This is a genomic window from Lutimaribacter saemankumensis (assembly GCF_900100005.1).
GTDB classification, from domain to species: domain Bacteria; phylum Pseudomonadota; class Alphaproteobacteria; order Rhodobacterales; family Rhodobacteraceae; genus Lutimaribacter; species Lutimaribacter saemankumensis.
Window position 1 is genome coordinate 187,696 of sequence record NZ_FNEB01000001.1, and the last position, 18,314, is coordinate 206,009.

16 protein-coding genes are annotated in these 18,314 nt (G+C 64.2%); 8 read left to right on the plus strand and 8 right to left on the minus strand.

The window, feature by feature from the left end; translation table 11 throughout:
- Positions 1–28 precede the first annotated feature (28 nt).
- The 5 genes from BLT50_RS00920 (at position 29) to lpdA (ending at position 7,962) form a co-directional block, all read left to right on the plus strand.
- Positions 29–3,316, plus strand: coding sequence for an AsmA-like C-terminal region-containing protein (locus tag BLT50_RS00920; RefSeq protein WP_090025571.1), 3,288 nt, complete (start codon positions 29–31; stop codon positions 3,314–3,316).
- A gap of 3 nt (positions 3,317–3,319) precedes the next feature.
- Positions 3,320–4,381: a tRNA preQ1(34) S-adenosylmethionine ribosyltransferase-isomerase QueA gene (queA, locus tag BLT50_RS00925; RefSeq protein ID WP_090025573.1), complete on the plus strand. Its 1,062-nt coding sequence runs from the start codon at positions 3,320–3,322 to the stop codon at positions 4,379–4,381.
- A gap of 111 nt (positions 4,382–4,492) precedes the next feature.
- Positions 4,493–5,755 (plus strand): MFS transporter, encoded by a 1,263-nt coding sequence (locus tag BLT50_RS00930; RefSeq protein WP_090025575.1) that lies wholly within the window; start codon positions 4,493–4,495, stop codon positions 5,753–5,755.
- Positions 5,756–5,850: 95 nt separating this feature from the next.
- Positions 5,851–6,438: a DUF924 family protein gene (locus tag BLT50_RS00935; protein WP_090025578.1), complete on the plus strand. Its 588-nt coding sequence runs from the start codon at positions 5,851–5,853 to the stop codon at positions 6,436–6,438.
- A gap of 129 nt (positions 6,439–6,567) precedes the next feature.
- Positions 6,568–7,962: a dihydrolipoyl dehydrogenase gene (gene lpdA / locus BLT50_RS00940; protein ID WP_090025581.1), complete on the plus strand. Its 1,395-nt coding sequence runs from the start codon at positions 6,568–6,570 to the stop codon at positions 7,960–7,962.
- 15 nt (positions 7,963–7,977) lie between these two features.
- On the opposite strand, the gene BLT50_RS00945 is transcribed toward lpdA, so the two are convergent.
- On the minus strand, positions 7,978–8,331 hold the full coding sequence (locus BLT50_RS00945) for a rhodanese-like domain-containing protein (protein ID WP_090025583.1): 354 nt from the start codon (positions 8,329–8,331) through the stop codon (positions 7,978–7,980).
- A 252-nt stretch (positions 8,332–8,583) separates the two neighbouring features.
- On the opposite strand from BLT50_RS00945, the gene uvrA reads away from it, so the two are divergent.
- Positions 8,584–11,442, plus strand: a complete 2,859-nt coding sequence (gene uvrA, locus BLT50_RS00950; protein ID WP_090025586.1) for an excinuclease ABC subunit UvrA — start codon at positions 8,584–8,586, stop codon at positions 11,440–11,442.
- Between the two features lie 7 nt (positions 11,443–11,449).
- On the opposite strand, the gene BLT50_RS00955 is transcribed toward uvrA, so the two are convergent.
- The 7 genes from BLT50_RS00955 to BLT50_RS00985 form a co-directional block, all read right to left on the minus strand.
- Positions 11,450–11,770: an excinuclease ABC subunit A gene (locus BLT50_RS00955; RefSeq protein WP_090025589.1), complete on the minus strand. Its 321-nt coding sequence runs from the start codon at positions 11,768–11,770 to the stop codon at positions 11,450–11,452.
- A 121-nt stretch (positions 11,771–11,891) separates the two neighbouring features.
- Complete coding sequence (locus tag BLT50_RS00960) at positions 11,892–12,089, minus strand: YgaP family membrane protein (protein ID WP_090025592.1); 198 nt, start codon at positions 12,087–12,089, stop codon at positions 11,892–11,894.
- A 71-nt stretch (positions 12,090–12,160) separates the two neighbouring features.
- Positions 12,161–12,817 carry a Crp/Fnr family transcriptional regulator gene (locus BLT50_RS00965; RefSeq protein WP_090025593.1) on the minus strand — a complete coding sequence of 219 codons (657 nt, stop codon included), beginning with the start codon at positions 12,815–12,817 and terminating at the stop codon, positions 12,161–12,163.
- Positions 12,818–12,856: 39 nt separating this feature from the next.
- Positions 12,857–13,729: a 3-hydroxyisobutyrate dehydrogenase gene (gene mmsB / locus BLT50_RS00970; protein ID WP_090025595.1), complete on the minus strand. Its 873-nt coding sequence runs from the start codon at positions 13,727–13,729 to the stop codon at positions 12,857–12,859.
- A gap of 3 nt (positions 13,730–13,732) precedes the next feature.
- The gene (locus BLT50_RS00975) at positions 13,733–14,773 is read right to left on the minus strand and encodes an enoyl-CoA hydratase/isomerase family protein (protein WP_090025598.1); all 1,041 of its coding nucleotides are present in this window, start codon (positions 14,771–14,773) and stop codon (positions 13,733–13,735) included.
- A 1-nt stretch (position 14,774) separates the two neighbouring features.
- The gene (locus BLT50_RS00980) at positions 14,775–15,920 is read right to left on the minus strand and encodes an acyl-CoA dehydrogenase family protein (protein ID WP_090025600.1); all 1,146 of its coding nucleotides are present in this window, start codon (positions 15,918–15,920) and stop codon (positions 14,775–14,777) included.
- 82 nt (positions 15,921–16,002) lie between these two features.
- Positions 16,003–17,136 carry a carboxylate-amine ligase gene (locus BLT50_RS00985; RefSeq protein WP_090025603.1) on the minus strand — a complete coding sequence of 378 codons (1,134 nt, stop codon included), beginning with the start codon at positions 17,134–17,136 and terminating at the stop codon, positions 16,003–16,005.
- Positions 17,137–17,323: 187 nt separating this feature from the next.
- Between BLT50_RS00985 and BLT50_RS00990 the strand changes: the two genes are divergently transcribed.
- Complete coding sequence (locus tag BLT50_RS00990) at positions 17,324–18,184, plus strand: hypothetical protein (RefSeq protein ID WP_090025606.1); 861 nt, start codon at positions 17,324–17,326, stop codon at positions 18,182–18,184.
- Positions 18,181–18,264: a VPLPA-CTERM sorting domain-containing protein gene (locus tag BLT50_RS19755; RefSeq protein WP_425433931.1), complete on the plus strand. Its 84-nt coding sequence runs from the start codon at positions 18,181–18,183 to the stop codon at positions 18,262–18,264. The genes BLT50_RS00990 and BLT50_RS19755 overlap by 4 nt, the downstream gene beginning before the upstream one ends.
- Positions 18,265–18,314 lie beyond the last annotated feature (50 nt).

Consider the following 18,314-nt stretch of genomic DNA (forward strand, 5'->3'; position numbering starts at 1 on the left):
AGAATAAAGGCGGTGAGGCAGAAAGCACGTGAACGACGACACGCCGCAAACGGACACACAGGTAAGGGCGCGCCCCCGGCACAAATGGTTGCCCCGGCTTTTATGGTCGCTGGGCGCGGCGTTCGTGTTGTTCGCCGCGACGATGGGGGCGCTGCAATGGTCGGTCGGGCGCGACTTCGTGGCGCCTGCCTGGCTGCGGGACGAGGCCGAGGCGCGGATCAACCGGGGCGCCGGGGATCTGTCGGTGCGCGTGGGCGAGATCGTGGCCCGTGTCGAAGAAGGTTGGCGCCCGCGCGTGATCCTGCGTGACGTGGATGTCGCGCGGCCCGACGGGCAGCCCCTTGTCAGCCTGGCGAATGTCGATGCGGGCCTTGCGATGGCGCCGCTCCTGCGTGGCAAGGTGCAGCCTGCGCGCATCCGGTTTTCGGGGGCGTCGCTGCGGCTGCGGCGCCAGGCGGATGGCAGTTTCGACATCGCGTTCGGCGACACGCTGGCGCCGGTCGGGCAGGGTGCCACGCTGGGCCAGTTGATGAAGGGGCTCGACGATCTGATGCAACGCGCCGGCTTTGCGGCGTTGCGGCGGATCGAAGCCGAGGCTCTGACACTGCGATACGAGGACATGCGCCTTGGCCGGGGGTGGACGGTGGATGGCGGGCGGCTGAGACTGCAACGCTCGGGCGATGTGCTGGATCTCAGCGCGGATTTCGCCCTGCTGGGCGGGGGCGACAGCGTGACCACGCTGGAGCTGAATTACGACAGCGTGATCGGTGAAACCGCCGCGCAGTTCGGCGTGAACGTGTCGGACATGTCGGCCCAGGATATCGCGGTCCATTCTCCGGCCCTGGCCTGGCTGGACGTTCTGCGCGCGCCGATATCCGGCGCGATGCGCGTCGCGGTCGATGACGACGGCCAGTTGGGCCCGCTCAGCGCCGCGTTGCAGATCGACGCCGGTGTACTGCAGCCCACCGACGAAACCCGCCCTATCCCGTTCGAAAGCCTGCGCGCCTACATGACTTATGTGCCTGCCGAGCAGCGGCTGGTGTTCGACGATTTGACGCTGGTCAGCAAATGGGCCACCGCCCGCGCCGAAGGCGTGTCGGTCATGAAGGGGATCGAAAGCGGCTGGCCGAACGAATTCATCAGCCAGCTGACCCTGACCGAAATCAGCGCAAATCCCGGTGATCTATATCCCGAGGCCGTGGTCTTGGAAGGGGCTGACGCCGACCTGCGCCTGCGCCTGGATCCTTTCGATCTTGAGATCGGGCGAATGACGGTACGCGATCAGGGACATGTCGTGCAGCTTGGCGGCCGATTGCAAGCCACCCCGGACGGCTGGGTTCTGGGGGTGCGTGGTGCGATGGACGCCGCCGAGCCGGACCGTGTTCTTGCCCTCTGGCCCGAAGAGGCCGCCCCACGGGCACGAAGCTGGATTGCAGAAAACATCGACAGCGCCACGCTGCGCGATATCGAACTTGCCTATCGTTCGGTCCCGCGTGAGGGCCCTGATCTGTATCTCGGGCTGGGTTTCGAAGAGGCAAATTTCAGGTATCTCAAGGGATTTCCGCACATCTCAGGCGCATCCGGGCAGGCAAGCCTGCGGGATTCCCGGTTTGTCGTCACTGCCGATGGCGGCCAGGTGGTCGCCCCGCAAGGCGGGCGCGTCGATATTGCGGGCACCACCTTCGTCGTGCCCGATGTGCGCATTCGCGAAGCCCCCGCCACCGTGATGCTGCGGGCGAAATCGACGATCACCGCCGCACTTGCGCTGCTCGATCTCGACCCGTTCAATTTCCTGACCCGCGCGGGCCAGCCGGTGACGCTGGCCGACGGGCGTGCCGACATTGACGGCAAGATCGACATCCGCCTGAAAAAGGGGCTCAAGCCCGACGAGGTGCAGGTGGCGGCAAGCGCGCGGCTTCTGGATACCCGCAGCGACAAGATCGTTCCGGGCCGGGTGATCGCGGCCAAGGCGCTGGACGTGACGGTTGAAAACGACCTGCTGCGGATCGAAGGGCCGGGGCGGATCGGCAAGGTTCCCTTTGACGCCGCATGGGAAAGCCCGCTGGGCAAGGATGCGGGCGGAAGCCGCGTGACCGGCGAGGTCGAACTGTCGCAACTCTTTGCCGACGAATTCAACATCGGCTTGCCCGATGGCAGCTTTTCGGGACAGGCGCCCGCCACCATTGCGATCGAACTGCCGAAAGACGAAGCACCGGTATTTTCGCTGCGCTCGGATTTGCAGGGGCTTGGCCTGGCATTGCCGCAGATCGGATGGTCTCTGCCGCAGAACCGCGCGGGCACGCTGGAGGTCGCGGGCCTGCTGGGTACGCCGCCGCGCGTCGACCGGCTGTTTCTGGACGCGCCGGGGCTGCGTGCGGGCGGCACGATCCGGCTGACCGAGGATGGGCAGATGGCCGAAGCCCGCTTTGACCGTGTCCAGGCCGGTGATTGGCTGGACGCACCTGTCACGCTGACGGGGCGCGGCGCCGGTGCGCCGCCCGCCGTTGCCGTGACCGGAGGCACCGTCGATTTGCGGCGTACCTCGGTCGGGGGTGGCGGGTCAGGGGCCAGCGGTGGCGGGCCGATCACCCTTGCGCTGGACCGCCTGCAAATCTCGCAAGGGATTGCGCTGACCGATTTCCGGGGCGAGTTCAGCGCCACGCGCGGCATGGACGGATCGTTCACCGGGCGGGTCAACGGCGCGGCGCAAGTGACCGGACGGGTGGTGCCGCGCGACGGGCGCAGCGCATTCCGCATCCTGTCGGACGATGCCGGCGCCGTGTTCGCCGCCGCCGGACTTTTGAAACGCGCGCGCCAAGGCAAGATGGACTTGACCCTGCTGCCCGCCGGCGAAAGTGGCAGCTATGACGGGTTCCTGACCGTGAACCAGGTGCGCCTGCGCGAAGCGCCTGCGCTGGCCGAATTGCTGAACGCCGTCAGCGTGGTGGGCCTGCTGGAACAGCTCAGCGGGACCGGGATCCTGTTCAACGAGGTCGAGGCCGAGTTTCGCCTGACCCCCGACCGGGTGATCGTCACAAGTTCGTCGGCTGTCGGGGCATCGCTGGGCATCTCGATGGATGGCACATATGACATGGCGAGCGACCAGATGGACATGCAGGGCGTGTTTTCACCGCTCTACCTGCTAAACGGGATCGGATCGGTGCTGACTCGCAAGGGCGAGGGGTTGATCGGGTTTAATTACTTGCTTACGGGAACCGCCGAAGCGCCGCGCGTCCAGGTCAACCCGCTGTCGATCCTGACGCCCGGCATGTTCAGGGAAATATTCCGCAGGCCCGCACCCAAGGTGACGCAGTAGACGATGAAACTTGCCGATTTCGATTTCGATTTGCCCGAGAACCTCATTGCGACGCGGCCCGCGCGGCCGCGCAGTTCTGCCCGGTTGCTGGTGGCCGAAGGCGACACGATCCGCGATGCGCATGTGTTCGACCTGCCCGACATCCTGCGCCCGGGCGACCGGCTGGTGCTGAACGACACGCGGGTGATCCCGGCGCGCCTGACTGGCCAGCGGCACCGCGACAGCGCGCAGGGCCAAGTGTCGGCGAAGATCGAGGTCACGCTGCTGGAGCCGCGCGCCGACGGTGGCTGGACGGCCCTCCTGAAACCACTGCGCAAGGTCGAGCCGGGCGAAGAGATCGTATTCTCGCCCGATCTGTCGGCCCGCCTCGAGGCCCGGCAGGACGGGCAGGGGGTCTTGCGGTTCAACCTGACGGGCGATGATTTCGACGCGGCCCTTGCGCAGGCGGGCGCCATGCCGCTGCCGCCCTACATCGCCGCCAAGCGCCCGGCCGACGCGCAGGACAAGAACGATTACCAGACCGTCTGGGCCGCGCGGTCGGGGGCGGTGGCGGCGCCCACGGCGTCGTTGCATTTCGACGAACCGCTGCTGCACGCGTTGCAAGCGCGTGGGGTGGACTTCACCTTTGTCACCCTGCACGTCGGCGCGGGCACCTTCTTGCCGGTCAAGGTCGATGACGTGACCACGCACAAGATGCATTCGGAATGGGGGCAGGTCAGCCCGGAGGCGGCGTCCGAGATCGCCGCGACCAAGTCGGCCGGCGGCCGTGTCATACCGGTCGGGACAACGGCGCTGCGCCTGATCGAAACCGCCGCGCGTGATACCGGGGCGATCCGCGCCTGGGAGGGCGATACCGACATCTTCATCTATCCCGGCTTCACCTTCCGTGTGACCGACGCGCTGATGACGAATTTCCACCTGCCGAAATCGACGCTGATGATGCTGGTATCGGCCTTGATGGGGCAGGACCGGATAAGCCGCATCTATGATCATGCGATCCGCGAAGAGTATCGTTTCTTTTCCTACGGCGACGCATCGCTTCTGTTCCCGCATCCCCAAGCTTGATCCGCCCCCCTGTCTGTGAGAGGCGTTTAAACAACTGGAATGAGTCGCAATCGGTCCACCCGGCAGCGGCCAAAGCGGATAAAAACGCGTTGAGCGGCAAGGGAGTGTGACGTGTTTCAGGTTCTCAAGAATACATGGGCGTTGCTGTTGGGCATGGCGCTCCTGATGCTGGGCAATGGCTTGCAGGGCTCGCTTCTGGGTGTCCGGGGCGAGGCCGCGGGCTTTACCACGTTCGAGCTGTCGCTGATCATGTCGGCCTATTTCATAGGCTTTCTCGGCGGGTCGCGCCTGACCCCGGAACTGATCCGCCGGGTCGGGCATGTGCGGGTCTTTGCGGCGCTGGCCAGTTTCATCTCGGCGGTGCTGATCCTCTATCCGGCGTTCCAGAACCCGTATCTGTGGATCGCCGGCCGCGTCCTGATCGGGTTCTGTTTCTCGGGCGTGTATGTCACCGCGGAGAGCTGGCTGAACAATTCGGTGAACAACGACCAGCGCGGTCAGGCGCTGTCGCTTTACATGATGGTGCAGATGATCGGGATCGTGGCGGCGCAGGGGTTGCTGAACATTCCCGACGCCAGCGGGTTTCTTCTGTTCATCATCCCGTCGGTGCTGGTGTCGATTTCCTTTGCGCCTATCCTTTTGTCGATCTCGCCCACACCCGCGTTCGAGGCGACCAAGCCGCTGACGCTGCGCCAGCTATTCAAGATTTCCCCATTGGGATTCATGGGGATGTTGCTGTTGGGCAGCGTGTTTTCCGCCCAGTTCGGGATGGCCGCGGTTTTCGGCGCCGAAGCCGGGCTGAGCCTTGCGCAGATTTCGATCTTCGTTTCGGCGTTCTATATCGGCGCGACCGTGCTGCAATACCCGCTGGGCTGGCTGTCGGACCGGATGGATCGGCGCGTTCTGATCTGCGCGGCCTCCGCGCTTGGCGGGGCGGGGGCGTTGCTGGCCTTTGCCTTCGGGACGAATTTCACCGTTCTTCTGGTCGGGGCCTTCCTGATCGGCGGCATGTCGAACCCGCTCTATTCGCTGCTCCTGGCCTATACCAACGACTTCCTCGATTTCGAGGACATGGCCGCGGCGTCGGGCGGGCTGGTCTTCGTCAACGGGTTGGGCGCGATCGCGGGCCCGCTGGTTACCGGTTGGCTGATGAGCGTGATCGGCCCCTACGGCTATTTCACGATCATCGCGGCGCTTCTTCTGGCGCTTGCGGGCTATGCCGCATATCGCATGACACAGCGCCCGTCGCCGACCGTGGACGAAACCAGCGCCTATACCCCCGTGATGCCGACGGCATCCGTCGTGGCCGTCGAGGCTGCGCAGGAATACAGCGCGGAAATGGCCGAGGATGCTGAAAACGACGGCAGGCAGTAACGGAATGTCGCATTTGAAGCAAAACTTTACTGTTAATTTCGCAATCCTGCTGTGTAAGATTTCGGCAGGGGCATTAGGAGAGTAAGGAGGCTCCTATGGTAACGGTGGACGAGGTATTGAATTATTGGCTGGACGAGGTGGGACCGGACGGCTGGTATGCAGGTGGCGAAGCGTTGGACCAGGAAATCCGGGACAGGTTCCTCAGAGCCTGGGAGAACGCGAACGAAGGCGCATATGGTCTTTGGTTGACCTATCCCAGTGGCGCATTGGCTTATATCATTTTGCTTGATCAATTTCCGCGTAACATGTTCCGCGGCGACGCCAGGAGCTTCGCCACGGATGCGGTGGCCCTGGCCGCCGCCAAGACGGCAATCGACCGCAAGTGGGATCTGCGCATAGACGAACCGGCGCGGCAGTTTTTCTACATGCCGCTGATGCATTCCGAAAACCTGTGTGATCAGGAGCGTTGCGTTCGCCTCATGTGCGAGCGCATGCCGGAATCCGGTGCGTCGAACCTGCTGCATGCCAAGGCGCATCGCGAGGTGATCCGCCAATTCGGCCGGTTCCCGTATCGCAGCGCGGCGCTGGAAAGGCCGACCAACCAGGCGGAAGAGGCGTATCTGGCTGCCGGCGGCTATGGCCACACGGTCCAGCAGATGCAGGAATTGCAGCGCGCCAGCTGAACCCGGACGCGGGGCGAAAGCCGCTCCGATATCCCGCGTTTCCGCACGGGCTGCGGAAACGTGCCTGCGCCGTTGTCAGGTGCGGGGGAATAGTTTAATGTTTAACTAATTCTGGAATCGGAGGGCGCAATGGCCGCACAATCGTTCGATGTCGTCGTGATCGGGGCCGGCCCCGGTGGATATGTGGCCGCGATACGCGCGGCGCAGCTGGGCCTGAGCGTGGCCGTGGTCGAACGCGAACATCTTGGCGGCATCTGCCTGAACTGGGGCTGTATCCCGACCAAGGCGCTGTTGCGCTCGGCCGAGGTGTTCCACCTGATGCACCGCGCTAAGGATTTCGGGCTGAAGGCCGAAGGCATCGGATACGACCTCGACGCTGTGGTGAAACGTTCGCGTGGGGTCGCCAAGCAACTGACCAGCGGTGTCGGGCATCTTCTGAAAAAGAACAAGGTCACCGTGGTGATGGGGACTGCGACCATCCCGGCCAAGGGCAAGGTGAGCGTCAAGACCGACAAGGGCACCGAAGACCTGACCGCCAAGCACATCATCCTTGCGACGGGCGCGCGCGCCCGCGAGCTGCCGGGGCTCGAGGCAGATGGCGACCTGGTCTGGACCTACAAGCACGCACTCCAGCCCGGCAGAATGCCGAAAAAACTGCTGGTGATCGGCTCGGGCGCGATCGGCATCGAGTTCGCCAGCTTCTTCAACACGCTGGGGGCCGATACGACCGTGGTCGAGGTGATGGACCGCATCCTGCCGGTCGAAGACGCCGAAATCAGCGCCTTCGCCAAGAAGCAGTTCGAAAAGCAGGGGCTGAAGATCCGCGAAAAGGCCATGGTCAAACAGCTTGACCGGGCAAAGGGCAAGGTCACCGCGCATATCGAACAGGACGGCAAGATCGAAAAGGTCGAGTTCGACACCGTGATTTCCGCCGTTGGCATCGTCGGCAATGTCGAGGGGCTGGGCCTGGAAGAGCTGGGCGTCAAGGTCGACCGCACGCATGTGGTGACGGACGCCTATTGCCGCACGGGTGTCGACGGGCTTTATGCCATCGGTGACATCGCCGGGGCGCCGTGGCTGGCGCACAAGGCCAGCCACGAGGGCGTGATGGTCGCCGAGATGATCGCCGGCCAGGACGTGCATCCGGTCAAACCCGAAAGCATCGCAGGCTGCACATACTGCCATCCGCAGGTCGCCAGCGTCGGCCTGACCGAAGCCAAGGCAAAAGAGGCGGGGTATGACATCAAGGTCGGCCGCTTCCCGTTCATCGGCAATGGCAAGGCCATCGCCCTGGGCGAACCCGAAGGCATGGTAAAAACCGTCTTCGACGCCAAGACCGGCGAATTGCTTGGTGCGCATATGGTCGGCGCCGAGGTGACGGAGCTGATCCAGGGCTATGTCGTCGGCCGGCAGCTTGAAACCACCGAAGAAGACCTGATGCACACCGTCTTCCCGCATCCGACGCTATCCGAGATGATGCACGAATCCGTTCTGGACGCCTGGGGCCGCGCGATCCATTTCTGAACCGCGCTGCCTGCGTTATCGCTCCAGCGAGCCGCCTGCGCGGGCCCAGTCATGCAGCCCGCCGAGGTTCATCACCTCGGAATAGCCAAGGCGTTCCAGCAGCATCTTGCCCTGTGCGGACCGCGCGCCCGATGCGCAGTAAAGCGCGACGGGCTTTTCCGGGGCAAGCCCGGGATGGCAGTCGGGGTGGCGCGGGTCGGCCATCATCTGCAGCCGCATCAGCGGGATATTGATCGCGTCCTTCGCGCGGCCGGTAATCGACAGCTCGTCGGGCTCGCGCACGTCGACAAGGGTGATTTCGCCTGCCGCGATGCGGGGCATGATATCGGAATAGTCGGCAGCCGGGGCCGCGCGCATGAAACCGAACATGGGTGTATTCCTTTCGCCTGTAACGCCGAGGCATGTGGGGGGCCTGCGCCCCGGATCAAGCCCCTTGTGGCAGATAAATTCAATAAAGTGAATGTTTATATGCCGTTTTCCGCCGAAACCCTTTGATCTTGCCTGTTTTCCGGGCAAACGGATGGCGTGCCGACGGAAATGTTCTGTTAATGTTCTTAAATTTTGGTTGGAGACTCGGCCCCGCTCGCCTATGTGTTAACCGTTGCTTTTCCGGGGGCGGTGATGGCCGAGCTTAAGAAGATCGAAGTGCGCGGCGCGCGCGAACACAATCTCAAGAATATCGACGTCGATATTCCGCGCGACCAGCTGGTGGTGATCACCGGGCTGTCGGGGTCTGGCAAGTCCAGCCTCGCCTTCGACACGATCTATGCCGAAGGCCAGCGCCGCTATGTCGAAAGCCTGTCGGCCTATGCGCGGCAGTTCCTCGACATGATGGAAAAGCCCGATGTCGATCACATCTCGGGGCTCAGCCCGGCGATCTCGATCGAGCAGAAGACGACCAGCAAGAACCCCCGCTCGACCGTCGGCACTGTCACCGAAATCTACGACTACATGCGCCTGCTTTTCGCGCGCGTTGGCACGCCCTACAGCCCGGCCACGGGCCTGCCGATCGAGGCGCAGCAGGTGCAGGATATGGTCGACCGCGTCATGGCGATGGAGGAAGGCACGCGCGCCTACCTGCTGGCGCCCATCGTGCGCGACCGCAAGGGCGAATACCGCAAGGAGTTCCTGGAGCTGCGCAAGCAGGGGTTCCAGCGGGTCAAGGTCGACGGCCAGTTCTATGAATTGGACGAGCCGCCCACTTTGGACAAGAAATTCCGCCACGACATCGACGTGGTCGTTGACCGCCTCGTGGTGAAAGAGGGGCTCGAGACGCGTCTGGCCGACAGTTTCCGCACGGCGCTGGACCTGGCCGACGGCATTGCGGTGCTGGAAACCGCGCCGCGCGAAGGCGACCCCGAACGCATCACCTTCAGCGAGAATTTCGCCTGTCCGGTCAGCGGCTTTACCATCCCCGAAATCGAACCGCGGCTGTTCAGCTTCAACGCGCCCTTCGGTGCCTGCCCGGAATGCGACGGTCTGGGGATGGAGCTGTTCTTCGATGAACGCCTTGTCGTGCCCGATCAGAACCTGAAGATCAGCGATGGTGCGCTGGCGCCGTGGCGCAAGGGCAAGAGCCCGTATTTCCTGCAGACGATCGAGGCGATCGCCAAGCACTACGAATTCGACAAGAACGCCAAGTGGAAGGATCTGCCGGCCCATGTGCAGCAGGTGTTCCTGTTCGGCTCGGGCGACGAGGAAATCCAGTTCCGCTATGACGAAGGCGGGCGCGTCTACCAGGTAAGCCGCGTTTTCGAAGGCGTGATCCCCAACATGGAACGTCGCTATCGCGAAACGGACAGCAGCTGGATTCGCGAGGAATTCGAACGCTACCAGAACAACCGCCCCTGTGGCGCCTGTGGCGGCTACCGCCTGCGCGAAGAGGCGTTGGCCGTCAAGATCGCGGGGCTGCATGTGGGCCAGGTGGTCGAGATGTCGATCCGGGATGCGTATGACTGGTGCGCCTCGGTGCCCGAGCACCTGACCAACCAGAAAAACGAGATCGCCCGCGCGATCCTCAAGGAAATTCGTGAACGGCTGGGTTTTCTCAACAATGTAGGGTTGGAATACCTGACGCTCAGCCGTGCTGCGGGCACGTTGTCGGGCGGCGAAAGCCAGCGTATCCGCCTGGCCAGCCAGATCGGCAGCGGGCTGACGGGCGTCCTTTATGTGCTGGACGAACCCTCCATCGGGCTGCACCAGCGGGACAACTCGCGCCTGCTCGATACGCTGAAAAACCTGCGCGACCAGGGTAATACGGTGCTGGTGGTCGAACATGACGAAGAGGCGATCCGCGAGGCCGACTACGTGTTCGATATCGGCCCCGGCGCCGGTGTGCATGGCGGGCAGGTCGTCAGCCAGGGCACGCCCTCGCAGGTTGCGGCAGATGCCGCCAGCCTGACGGGGCAATACCTGTCGGGCGCGCGTGAGATCGCGGTGCCTGCCGACCGGCGCAAGGGCAACAAGAAAAAGGTGACCGTGGTCAAGGCCACGGGCAACAACCTCAAGGACGTGACGGCCGAGTTCCCGCTGGGCAAATTCGTTTGCGTCACCGGCGTGTCGGGCGGCGGCAAGTCGACCCTGACGATCGAGACCCTGTTCAAGACCGCGTCGATGCGTCTGAACGGCGCGCGGCAGACACCCGCGCCCTGCGAGACGATCAAGGGATTGGAGCATCTCGACAAGGTGATCGACATCGACCAGCGCCCCATCGGCCGCACGCCGCGGTCTAACCCGGCCACCTATACCGGCGCGTTCACACCGATCCGCGACTGGTTCGCCGGCCTTCCCGAGGCCAAGGCGCGCGGCTACAAGCCGGGGCGGTTCAGCTTCAACGTCAAGGGCGGCCGCTGCGAGGCCTGCCAGGGCGACGGGGTCATCAAGATCGAGATGCATTTCCTGCCCGACGTCTATGTCGAATGCGAAACCTGCAAAGGCGCACGCTATAACCGCGAAACCCTGGAAATTCGGTTCAAGGGCAAAAGCATAGCGGACGTTCTTGATATGACGGTCGAAGAGGCGCAGGACTTTTTCAAGGCCGTGCCGTCGATCCGTGAAAAGATGGATGCGCTGGTGCGTGTCGGGCTTGGCTATATCAAGGTCGGCCAGCAGGCGACGACGCTGTCGGGCGGCGAGGCGCAGCGCGTCAAGCTGTCGAAGGAACTGGCCAAACGCTCGACGGGCCGCACGCTTTACATCCTGGATGAACCGACGACAGGTTTGCATTTCGAAGACGTGCGGAAGCTGCTCGAGGTGCTGCACGAACTTGTCGATGCGGGCAACACGGTGGTGGTGATCGAACACAATCTCGACGTCATCAAGACCGCCGACTGGCTGATCGATATCGGCCCCGAAGGCGGAGATGGCGGCGGCGAGATCGTGGCGACCGGCACCCCCGAGGATGTGGCCGAGGTCGAGCGCAGCCACACGGGCCGTTACCTCAAGCCGATGCTCCAGGCAGGCAAGGTGGCCGCCGAATAGCCGTGTCTCAATTCAGAATCGCCGCCGCGGCCCCGATCAGGTCCAGCACCATCTTGGTGTCGCGGTCCACGCGAAGAACCTGATCGCCGATGCGGTAATAGGTTTCGTTGGGGTCCAATCCCCAACGGCCCGCATTGCGGATCACGACGTAATCCCCGGTGATACGGTCGCCCACGCGGTATGCCTTGCCGACCTGTCCCGGCGGTATGCAGGCGGGGCTTTTCTTGGCCAGTCCCGGCGGGCAGGCCTTGGGTCCGGCGGCATCGGCGGGCAGGCCCGCCGCGATAGCGACGGCAACGCTGGCGGCGAGATAGGTCAAGCGGGTCATCGTGGCCTCCTTTTCCAGTAAATTTAGGGCATCGCAGGGCCTGGGGCCACGGGGCAGAGTGGGACAGGCAAAAGGCCGCCCAATGGGCGGCCTTGCCGGAATGCTTTGGGCGCTTTGCCGCTTACTTGGTCTTGCAGGTGTTGATGCCCAGCAGTTGGTAGGGCGGGCACCAGCCGATCACGCCGGTCGCCAGCGGGATGATGCCCAGCAGGTAGAGCCAGCTATAGGCGCCATCGCCGTTCACGAAATAGCCCGCGATCAGGGCCAGACCCACGATGATGCGCAGAACGCGCTCCATGTTGCCGATGTTCTTTGTCATGTGACGACTCCTTTCCCGTCAATCATCACGGAGAAAACTACAGCATTGCGAATGGCTTGTCTGTGACGGCGTCACAATTGCCCCGACGCGATGGCCGACAGGGCGGGTTTGTCGCAGAGCGTGACGGTGCCGCGCCCGGTCTGGACCAGCCCGCGCCGCGCCCAGGCGTCAAGGCGCCGGGTGACCACCTCGCGCGCGGTGCCGACCTGGGTGGCCAGGTCCGATTGCGTCGCCTGCACGCTTTCGCCATCGCCCGCCAGCACCAGAAGCCGTTCGGCCAACCGGCATTCGACACGGGTAAATGCCACCTTTTCCAGCAGGGTCATCATCGTCTGCATCCGCTGCGCAAAGGCACCGAAGACCAGCGCCCGGAACGGGGCCGAGCGGTCCATCAGTTCCAGAAACAGCGCGCGCGGAATGACCACGAGGTCGGTCGGGCATGTTGTCTGCGCTTCGGCCGAGTAATCCACATCCGACAGCAGGCCCATCGTCGTTTGCACGCAGGATTGGCCCGGCTCGACGGAATAGAGCAGCATCTCGCGCCCGGACGCGCCTGTCAGGCTGACGTCGATCCGGCCCTGCAGGACGAAAGCATAGCCCTGAACCGGGTCTCCGGGGCGGAACAGCACCGTTTCGGCGGGCAGACGATGCGCGGGCAGGGCGCCCAGCCGGGCCTTTTCGGCGTCATCCAGCGCAGCCAGCGCTGTTGTTTCGGGCGACCATGTCATGGTCAAGGGATAGCCCCGCCCGTGGGCGGGGCCAAGCGTTTATCCGCGCCCGCGCTTTTCGAACCGCGGCAGCATGGCCGAGAAGTCGCGCCCGCGTCCGTCCTCGTCCTCGACAAAGCGGCGATACAGGTCCAGCGCGGCCTTGCCCATGGGCGTGTCGGCATCCGCGGCTTCGGCGGCCTGTTGCGACAACCCCAGATCCTTGAGCATCAGTTCTGCCGCGAATCCCGGTTTGTAATCGTTGTCCGCCGGCGATTGCGGCCCGACGCCCGGCGCAGGGCAGTAGGCGTTCATCGTCCAGCTATAGCCCGACGAGGTGCTGACCACGTCGAACATCTTTTGCCGGTCGAGGCCCAGCTTGTCGGCCAGGGCAAATGCCTCGCAGGTGGCGATCATGGTGACGCCAAGGATCATGTTGTTGCAGATCTTGGCGGCCTGGCCCGCGCCGGCATCGCCGCAATGCACGGCCTTCTGGCCCATGATCTCGAACAGCGGCGCGGCCTTGGCAAAGGCATCCGCCGTTCCGCCGCACATGAAGGTCAGTGTGCCGGCCGTGGCGCCGCCGACGCCGCCCGAAACCGGCGCATCGACGAAACCCAGCCCGGCATCGGCCGCCTGAGCGGCCACCGCGCGGGCGCTTTCAACATCGACGGTCGAGCAATCGACAAGCGTCGCGCCCTTGTCCATCGCGGGGATCACCTCGTCCGCGACGGCGCGCAGGATCTGGCCGTTGGGCAGCATGGTGATCACCACCTCGGCGCCCTTGGCGGCCTCGGGGCCGCTGCTGGCCTGGGCCACGCCCTCGACCGTGACCCCGGCGGTGTCGAACCCCGTGACCTCGTGGCCGGCGGCCACCAGGTTGGCGGCCATCGGCGCGCCCATGTTGCCCAGTCCGATGAATCCGATCTTCATGGCTTACTCCTCCTCCTCGAATGTCAGGGCGTCCGCCCCAAGCGGCGCAAGCATGGCGTCAACGTCGGCGGGTGTCACGCCGTCCAGATCGTGCCGCCAGCGCGGGTTGCGGTCTTTGTCGATTATCGCGGCGCGGATGCCTTCCAAGAAATCGGCCTGTTCCATCGCGCGCCAAGTATAGCGGTATTCCATGTCCAGCGCTGGCCGAATCCCGTCGGTGCCGCGCAGGCGCTGCACCATCGCGACCGTGCAGGCCATCGACAGCGGCGAATTGCGCGACAGCGATTTCAGCGTGGCCGCGGTGAATGCGCTCTCTTCTCTCCGCAGCGAGGCCAGGACGTCGTTAAGCGAAGCGCCCGCGAAATGGCGGTCGATTTCGGCCATCTGCGGGACAAGGGCGCCGTCGGGCGCCGATCGGGCGGCACGCGCCACCGCGGCGACATCGCCTGTCCGGCACAGCTCGGCGATCAGGGCGGGCCAGTCGCCCTCGGGGACATAGGTATCGGCAAAGCCCGCAAGGATCGCATCGGCCGCACCCAGCCGTGCGGCGGAGGTGCCCAGGTATTCACCCAGCCGCCCCGGCGCCCGCGCCAGGATCATCGAACCGCCCACATCGGGCACCAGCCCGATGCCGCATTCCGGCATGGCGATCCGGCTGCTGTCTCCGACGATCCGGTGGCTGCCATGACAGCCGACGCCCACGCCGCCGCCCATGGTGAACCCCTGCATCAGGCTGACCACGGGCTTGGGAAACTCGAACAACGCCGCGTTCATGCGGTATTCGTCGGCCCAGAACTTGCGGCCATAGGCGAAATCGCCCTCGGTCCCCGTGCGATACAGATCGGCAATGTCGCCGCCCGCGCAAAACGCCTTGTCCCCCGCCGCGTCGATCACGATCAGGCGCACGGCATCGCCCCCGGCCCAGTCGCGCAGGGCGGCGTGAATGCCCATCGCCATGTCATAGGTCAGCGCGTTCAGCGCCTTGGGCCGGTTCAGTGTGATGCGCCCGGCGCAGCCTTCGATGCGAATGTCGATATCGGCCATGTCAGCCCCGGTCGGCCAGCATCTGACGGCTGACGATCAGGCGCATGATCTCGTTCGTGCCTTCCAGGATCTGGTGCACCCGCAGATCGCGCACGATCTTTTCCACGCCGTAATCGGCCAGGTAGCCATAGCCGCCATGAAGCTGAAGGCACTGGTTGGCCACGTCGAATGCGTTGTCCGTGACCAGCAGCTTCGCCATCGCGCAAAACTTGGTCGCGTCGGGCGCACCATTGTCCAGCTTCCACGCGGCCTGCCGCAGGAAGGTGCGCGCCGATTCCAGCTTGACCTCCATCTCGGCCAGGCGGAATTGCAGCGCCTGGAACTGGTCGATGGTTTTGCCGAATGCCTTGCGCTCGCCCATATAGGCCAGCGTCAGGTTCAGCGCCTGCTGCGCGGCCCCGAGCGCGCTGGCCGCGATGTTCAGGCGCCCGCCATCGAGGCCCGCCATCGCGTAGGCGAAACCGCGGCCTTCCTCGCCGATCAGATTGTCGAGCGGCACCATGCAGTCGTCGAATTGCACCTGCGCGGTGGGTTGGCTGCGCCAGCCCATCTTGTCTTCTAGCCCGCCATAGCTCAGCCCGTCTGCGCCGGATTCCACGACCACGGTCGAAATGCCCTTGGGTCCGTCATCGCCCGTGCGCACCATGGTGACATAGGCATCCGAATACGATCCGCCCGAGATGAACGCCTTGGTGCCGTTCAGGCGGTAGCCTTCGTTGGTCTTTTCCGCCCGCGTGCGCAGCGCTGCCGCGTCCGAACCGGACCCCGGTTCGGTCAGACAGTAGGAAAACACCTTGGACATGGAACACAGGTCAGGCAGCCATTTCTGCTTGGTCTCTTCACTGCCGAATTTGTCGATCATGCCGCCGCACATGTTGTGGATCGACAGGAACGACCCGACGGACGGGCAGGCCATCGCCAACGCCTCGAACACCAGCGTGGCGTCAAGACGGCTGAGACCCGAACCGCCCCAATCCTCGGACACGTAAATGCCGCCAAGCCCCAGTTCGGCCACCTTGGGCCAAAGATCCTTGGGGATCGTGCCCTGTTTTTCCCAGTCCTGGGCGTAGGGCGCGATATGTTCCTGCCCAAAGGCAAAGGCCATATCGAAGATCGCGGTCTGTTCCTCGCTCAGCGCGTAATCCATCTGTCTCCTCCCGACATGCGGCGAATTGAACGACTGTTTAATTCCCAATCCTTACAGCAGTTTTGCAAGGGGGGAAAGCGGCCTAGAGATCGGCGTGAAACTCGTCGATCAGATGTGCCACCACCGCGCACATCGCATCCTGGTGGTCGCGTCCGGTTTCGCGGGCGCGGGCATAGACACCGCGCTGCTGGCTGGCGGAATTGCCCGTCTGCACGATCCCGCGCATGTTTTCCACCTCGGCCAGCGCCTGCAAGGCCTGCGCATCCTCGGCAACCAGCGCGATCAGTTCCTCGGCAAGCGTTTCATAGGGCACGATTTCGCGGATGCCGAAATCTATCAGCCCCTCGGTCATGCCGTAACGCTGCGCGCGCCAGCGGTTTTCGTTGACCAGAAACGCGTCGTAAATCCGCCACCGCTGGTTTTTCAGGCTCAGCCGCCAGAGCATCCGCGTCAGCGACTGGATAAGCGCGGCCAGCGTCAGCGTGGTCTCCAGCCGGGGCGAGACATCGCAAATACGTGCCTCGATCGTTGGAAACCGCGACGAGGGGCGCAGATCCCACCAGATCTTGCTGGCGTCCTCGATCACCTGAAGGTCGGTCAGCGCCTGAACCGAGCGTTCGAAACTGCCCCAGCCCTCCAGCCGGGGCGGCAGCCCGGTGCGCGGCAGGTTGTCGAAGACGGTCAGCCTGTAGGAACTCAGCCCCGTGTCCTCGCCCTGCCAGTAAGGCGACGAACACGACAGCGCCAGCAGGTGCGGCAGGAAATAGACAAGCTGGTTCATCAGGTCGACGCGCTGGTCCTGCGCTTCGATGCCCACATGCACATGCATGCCGCAGATCAGCATCCGCCGCACCACCCCCGCAAGATCCTGCCGCAGGTTGTTGTAACGGTCCTTGTCGGTGTGATGCTGGTCGCGCCAGTCGGCAAAGGGATGGCACGACGCGGCGATGGGCGCCAGGTTGTAATCGGCCGCGATGCGCGCCACCGTGCTGCGCAGACGGCGCAGATCTTCGCGCGCCTCGCCGACATTGGCGCAGACGCGGGTGCCGATTTCCACCTGGCAATCCAGGAACTCGGGGCTGAACTGGCCCTCCAGCGCGGCCGCGCAGCGCTCCATCAATTCGGTCGGGGCAGGGGACAGGGCCAGGCTGTCACGGTCGACGAGCAGGTATTCCTCTTCCACGCCGATGGTGAAATCGGGTTGTGCGATGGCCATCGGCTGTCCCTCCGTGCGGCGGCATTGACCGACAGTTCAACAGGGATCGGCCGCAAAAACAATAGCCGCGCAGCGGGCGGCAGACCGCCAAAACAAAGGCCGCGCGCACGTCAGGGTTGCGGGATCGGACGCCGCGTGCTGATCTGTTCTGCATTGGTTGAATGCATTTCAAAGGGAGGGCACGAAAATGCCCCAAGAACACAGTGTCGCCGTGGTGGTCATCCATGGCATGGGCAGCCAGGGCGACATGCCTCAGGGCGAGAACGAAGTCAGCTTTTCCGCCGATCTCTATCGCGGATTGCGCAGCCGCATCGGCGAGGCCCGGTTCGACCGCCTCGTCGGCTGGCGCGAGATCTTCTGGGCCGACATCCTGCAATCGCGCCAGCAGGAATACATCGACGATGCCCTTGCGGGCGAGGCGCGCTGGATGAAGACGCGGGAATTCGTGATGCACCGCCTTGCCGACGCCGCCGCGTACCGGTTCGAGCCGAACGCAAACGCCTTTGTCTATCCCGCGATCCATGCCCGTGTGCGCGCCGCCATCGCGCATCTGGAAACCGTGACGGGCGGCGAGGCGCCCCTGATCGTCCTGGCCCATTCGCTGGGCGGGCATATAATGTCGAATTACATCTGGGACATTCAGCACGGCCACGCCGACGCCCCGACACCCTTTCAAAGGCTCGAAACCATGGCGGGCATGGTCACGTTCGGCTGCAATATCCCGATCTTCACCTTTGCCTATCCGCGCGATGCGATCAAAGCGATTGCCCGTCCTGGTGCGCGGATTCCGCAGGGGCGCGAATTGACGCCCTGGTGGCTGAGCTTCAATGACCGCGACGATCCGCTGGGCATGCCGCTGCGTTTTGCGGGCGACGGCTACAAGGCGCTGTACGAGGCCGGGGAACTGCGTGAGGCCTGGATCAACACCGGCAATATCTTCACGTCCTGGAACCCCGCGTCACATAACGGTTACTGGAAAGACGCGGATTTCCAGCGTCCCGTCGCCGAAATGATCGAAAACGCGATGCAGATCGGTCCGGTGGCGTGATCCCGGTTCCGGCAGGCGCGCCGCTTCTGCTGGGCGGGCTTGGCGCCCTGGCGTTCCTGCGTCGCTGCAAAACGGCCTGACTCAGACCACAACCCAAAATGAAAAGGCGCCGTTTCCGGCGCCTTTTTTC

Excerpts from the sequence above, each read along its gene's own strand:
- lpdA (WP_090025581.1), top strand. The coding sequence starts at position 6,568 with ATGGCCGCACAATCGTTCGATGTCGTCGTGATCGGGGCCGGCCCCGGT.
- BLT50_RS00960 (WP_090025592.1), bottom strand. The coding sequence starts at position 12,089 with ATGACAAAGAACATCGGCAACATGGAGCGCGTTCTGCGCATCATCGTG.
- BLT50_RS00935 (WP_090025578.1), top strand. The coding sequence starts at position 5,851 with ATGGTAACGGTGGACGAGGTATTGAATTATTGGCTGGACGAGGTGGGA.
- BLT50_RS00985 (WP_090025603.1), bottom strand. The coding sequence starts at position 17,136 with ATGGCCATCGCACAACCCGATTTCACCATCGGCGTGGAAGAGGAATAC.
- BLT50_RS00945 (WP_090025583.1), bottom strand. The coding sequence starts at position 8,331 with ATGTTCGGTTTCATGCGCGCGGCCCCGGCTGCCGACTATTCCGATATC.
- BLT50_RS00990 (WP_090025606.1), top strand. The coding sequence starts at position 17,324 with ATGCCCCAAGAACACAGTGTCGCCGTGGTGGTCATCCATGGCATGGGC.
- BLT50_RS00980 (WP_090025600.1), bottom strand. The coding sequence starts at position 15,920 with ATGGATTACGCGCTGAGCGAGGAACAGACCGCGATCTTCGATATGGCC.
- uvrA (WP_090025586.1), top strand. The coding sequence starts at position 8,584 with ATGGCCGAGCTTAAGAAGATCGAAGTGCGCGGCGCGCGCGAACACAAT.
- BLT50_RS00955 (WP_090025589.1), bottom strand. The coding sequence starts at position 11,770 with ATGACCCGCTTGACCTATCTCGCCGCCAGCGTTGCCGTCGCTATCGCG.
- mmsB (WP_090025595.1), bottom strand. The coding sequence starts at position 13,729 with ATGAAGATCGGATTCATCGGACTGGGCAACATGGGCGCGCCGATGGCC.
- BLT50_RS00975 (WP_090025598.1), bottom strand. The coding sequence starts at position 14,773 with ATGGCCGATATCGACATTCGCATCGAAGGCTGCGCCGGGCGCATCACA.
- BLT50_RS00965 (WP_090025593.1), bottom strand. The coding sequence starts at position 12,817 with ATGACATGGTCGCCCGAAACAACAGCGCTGGCTGCGCTGGATGACGCC.
- queA (WP_090025573.1), top strand. The coding sequence starts at position 3,320 with ATGAAACTTGCCGATTTCGATTTCGATTTGCCCGAGAACCTCATTGCG.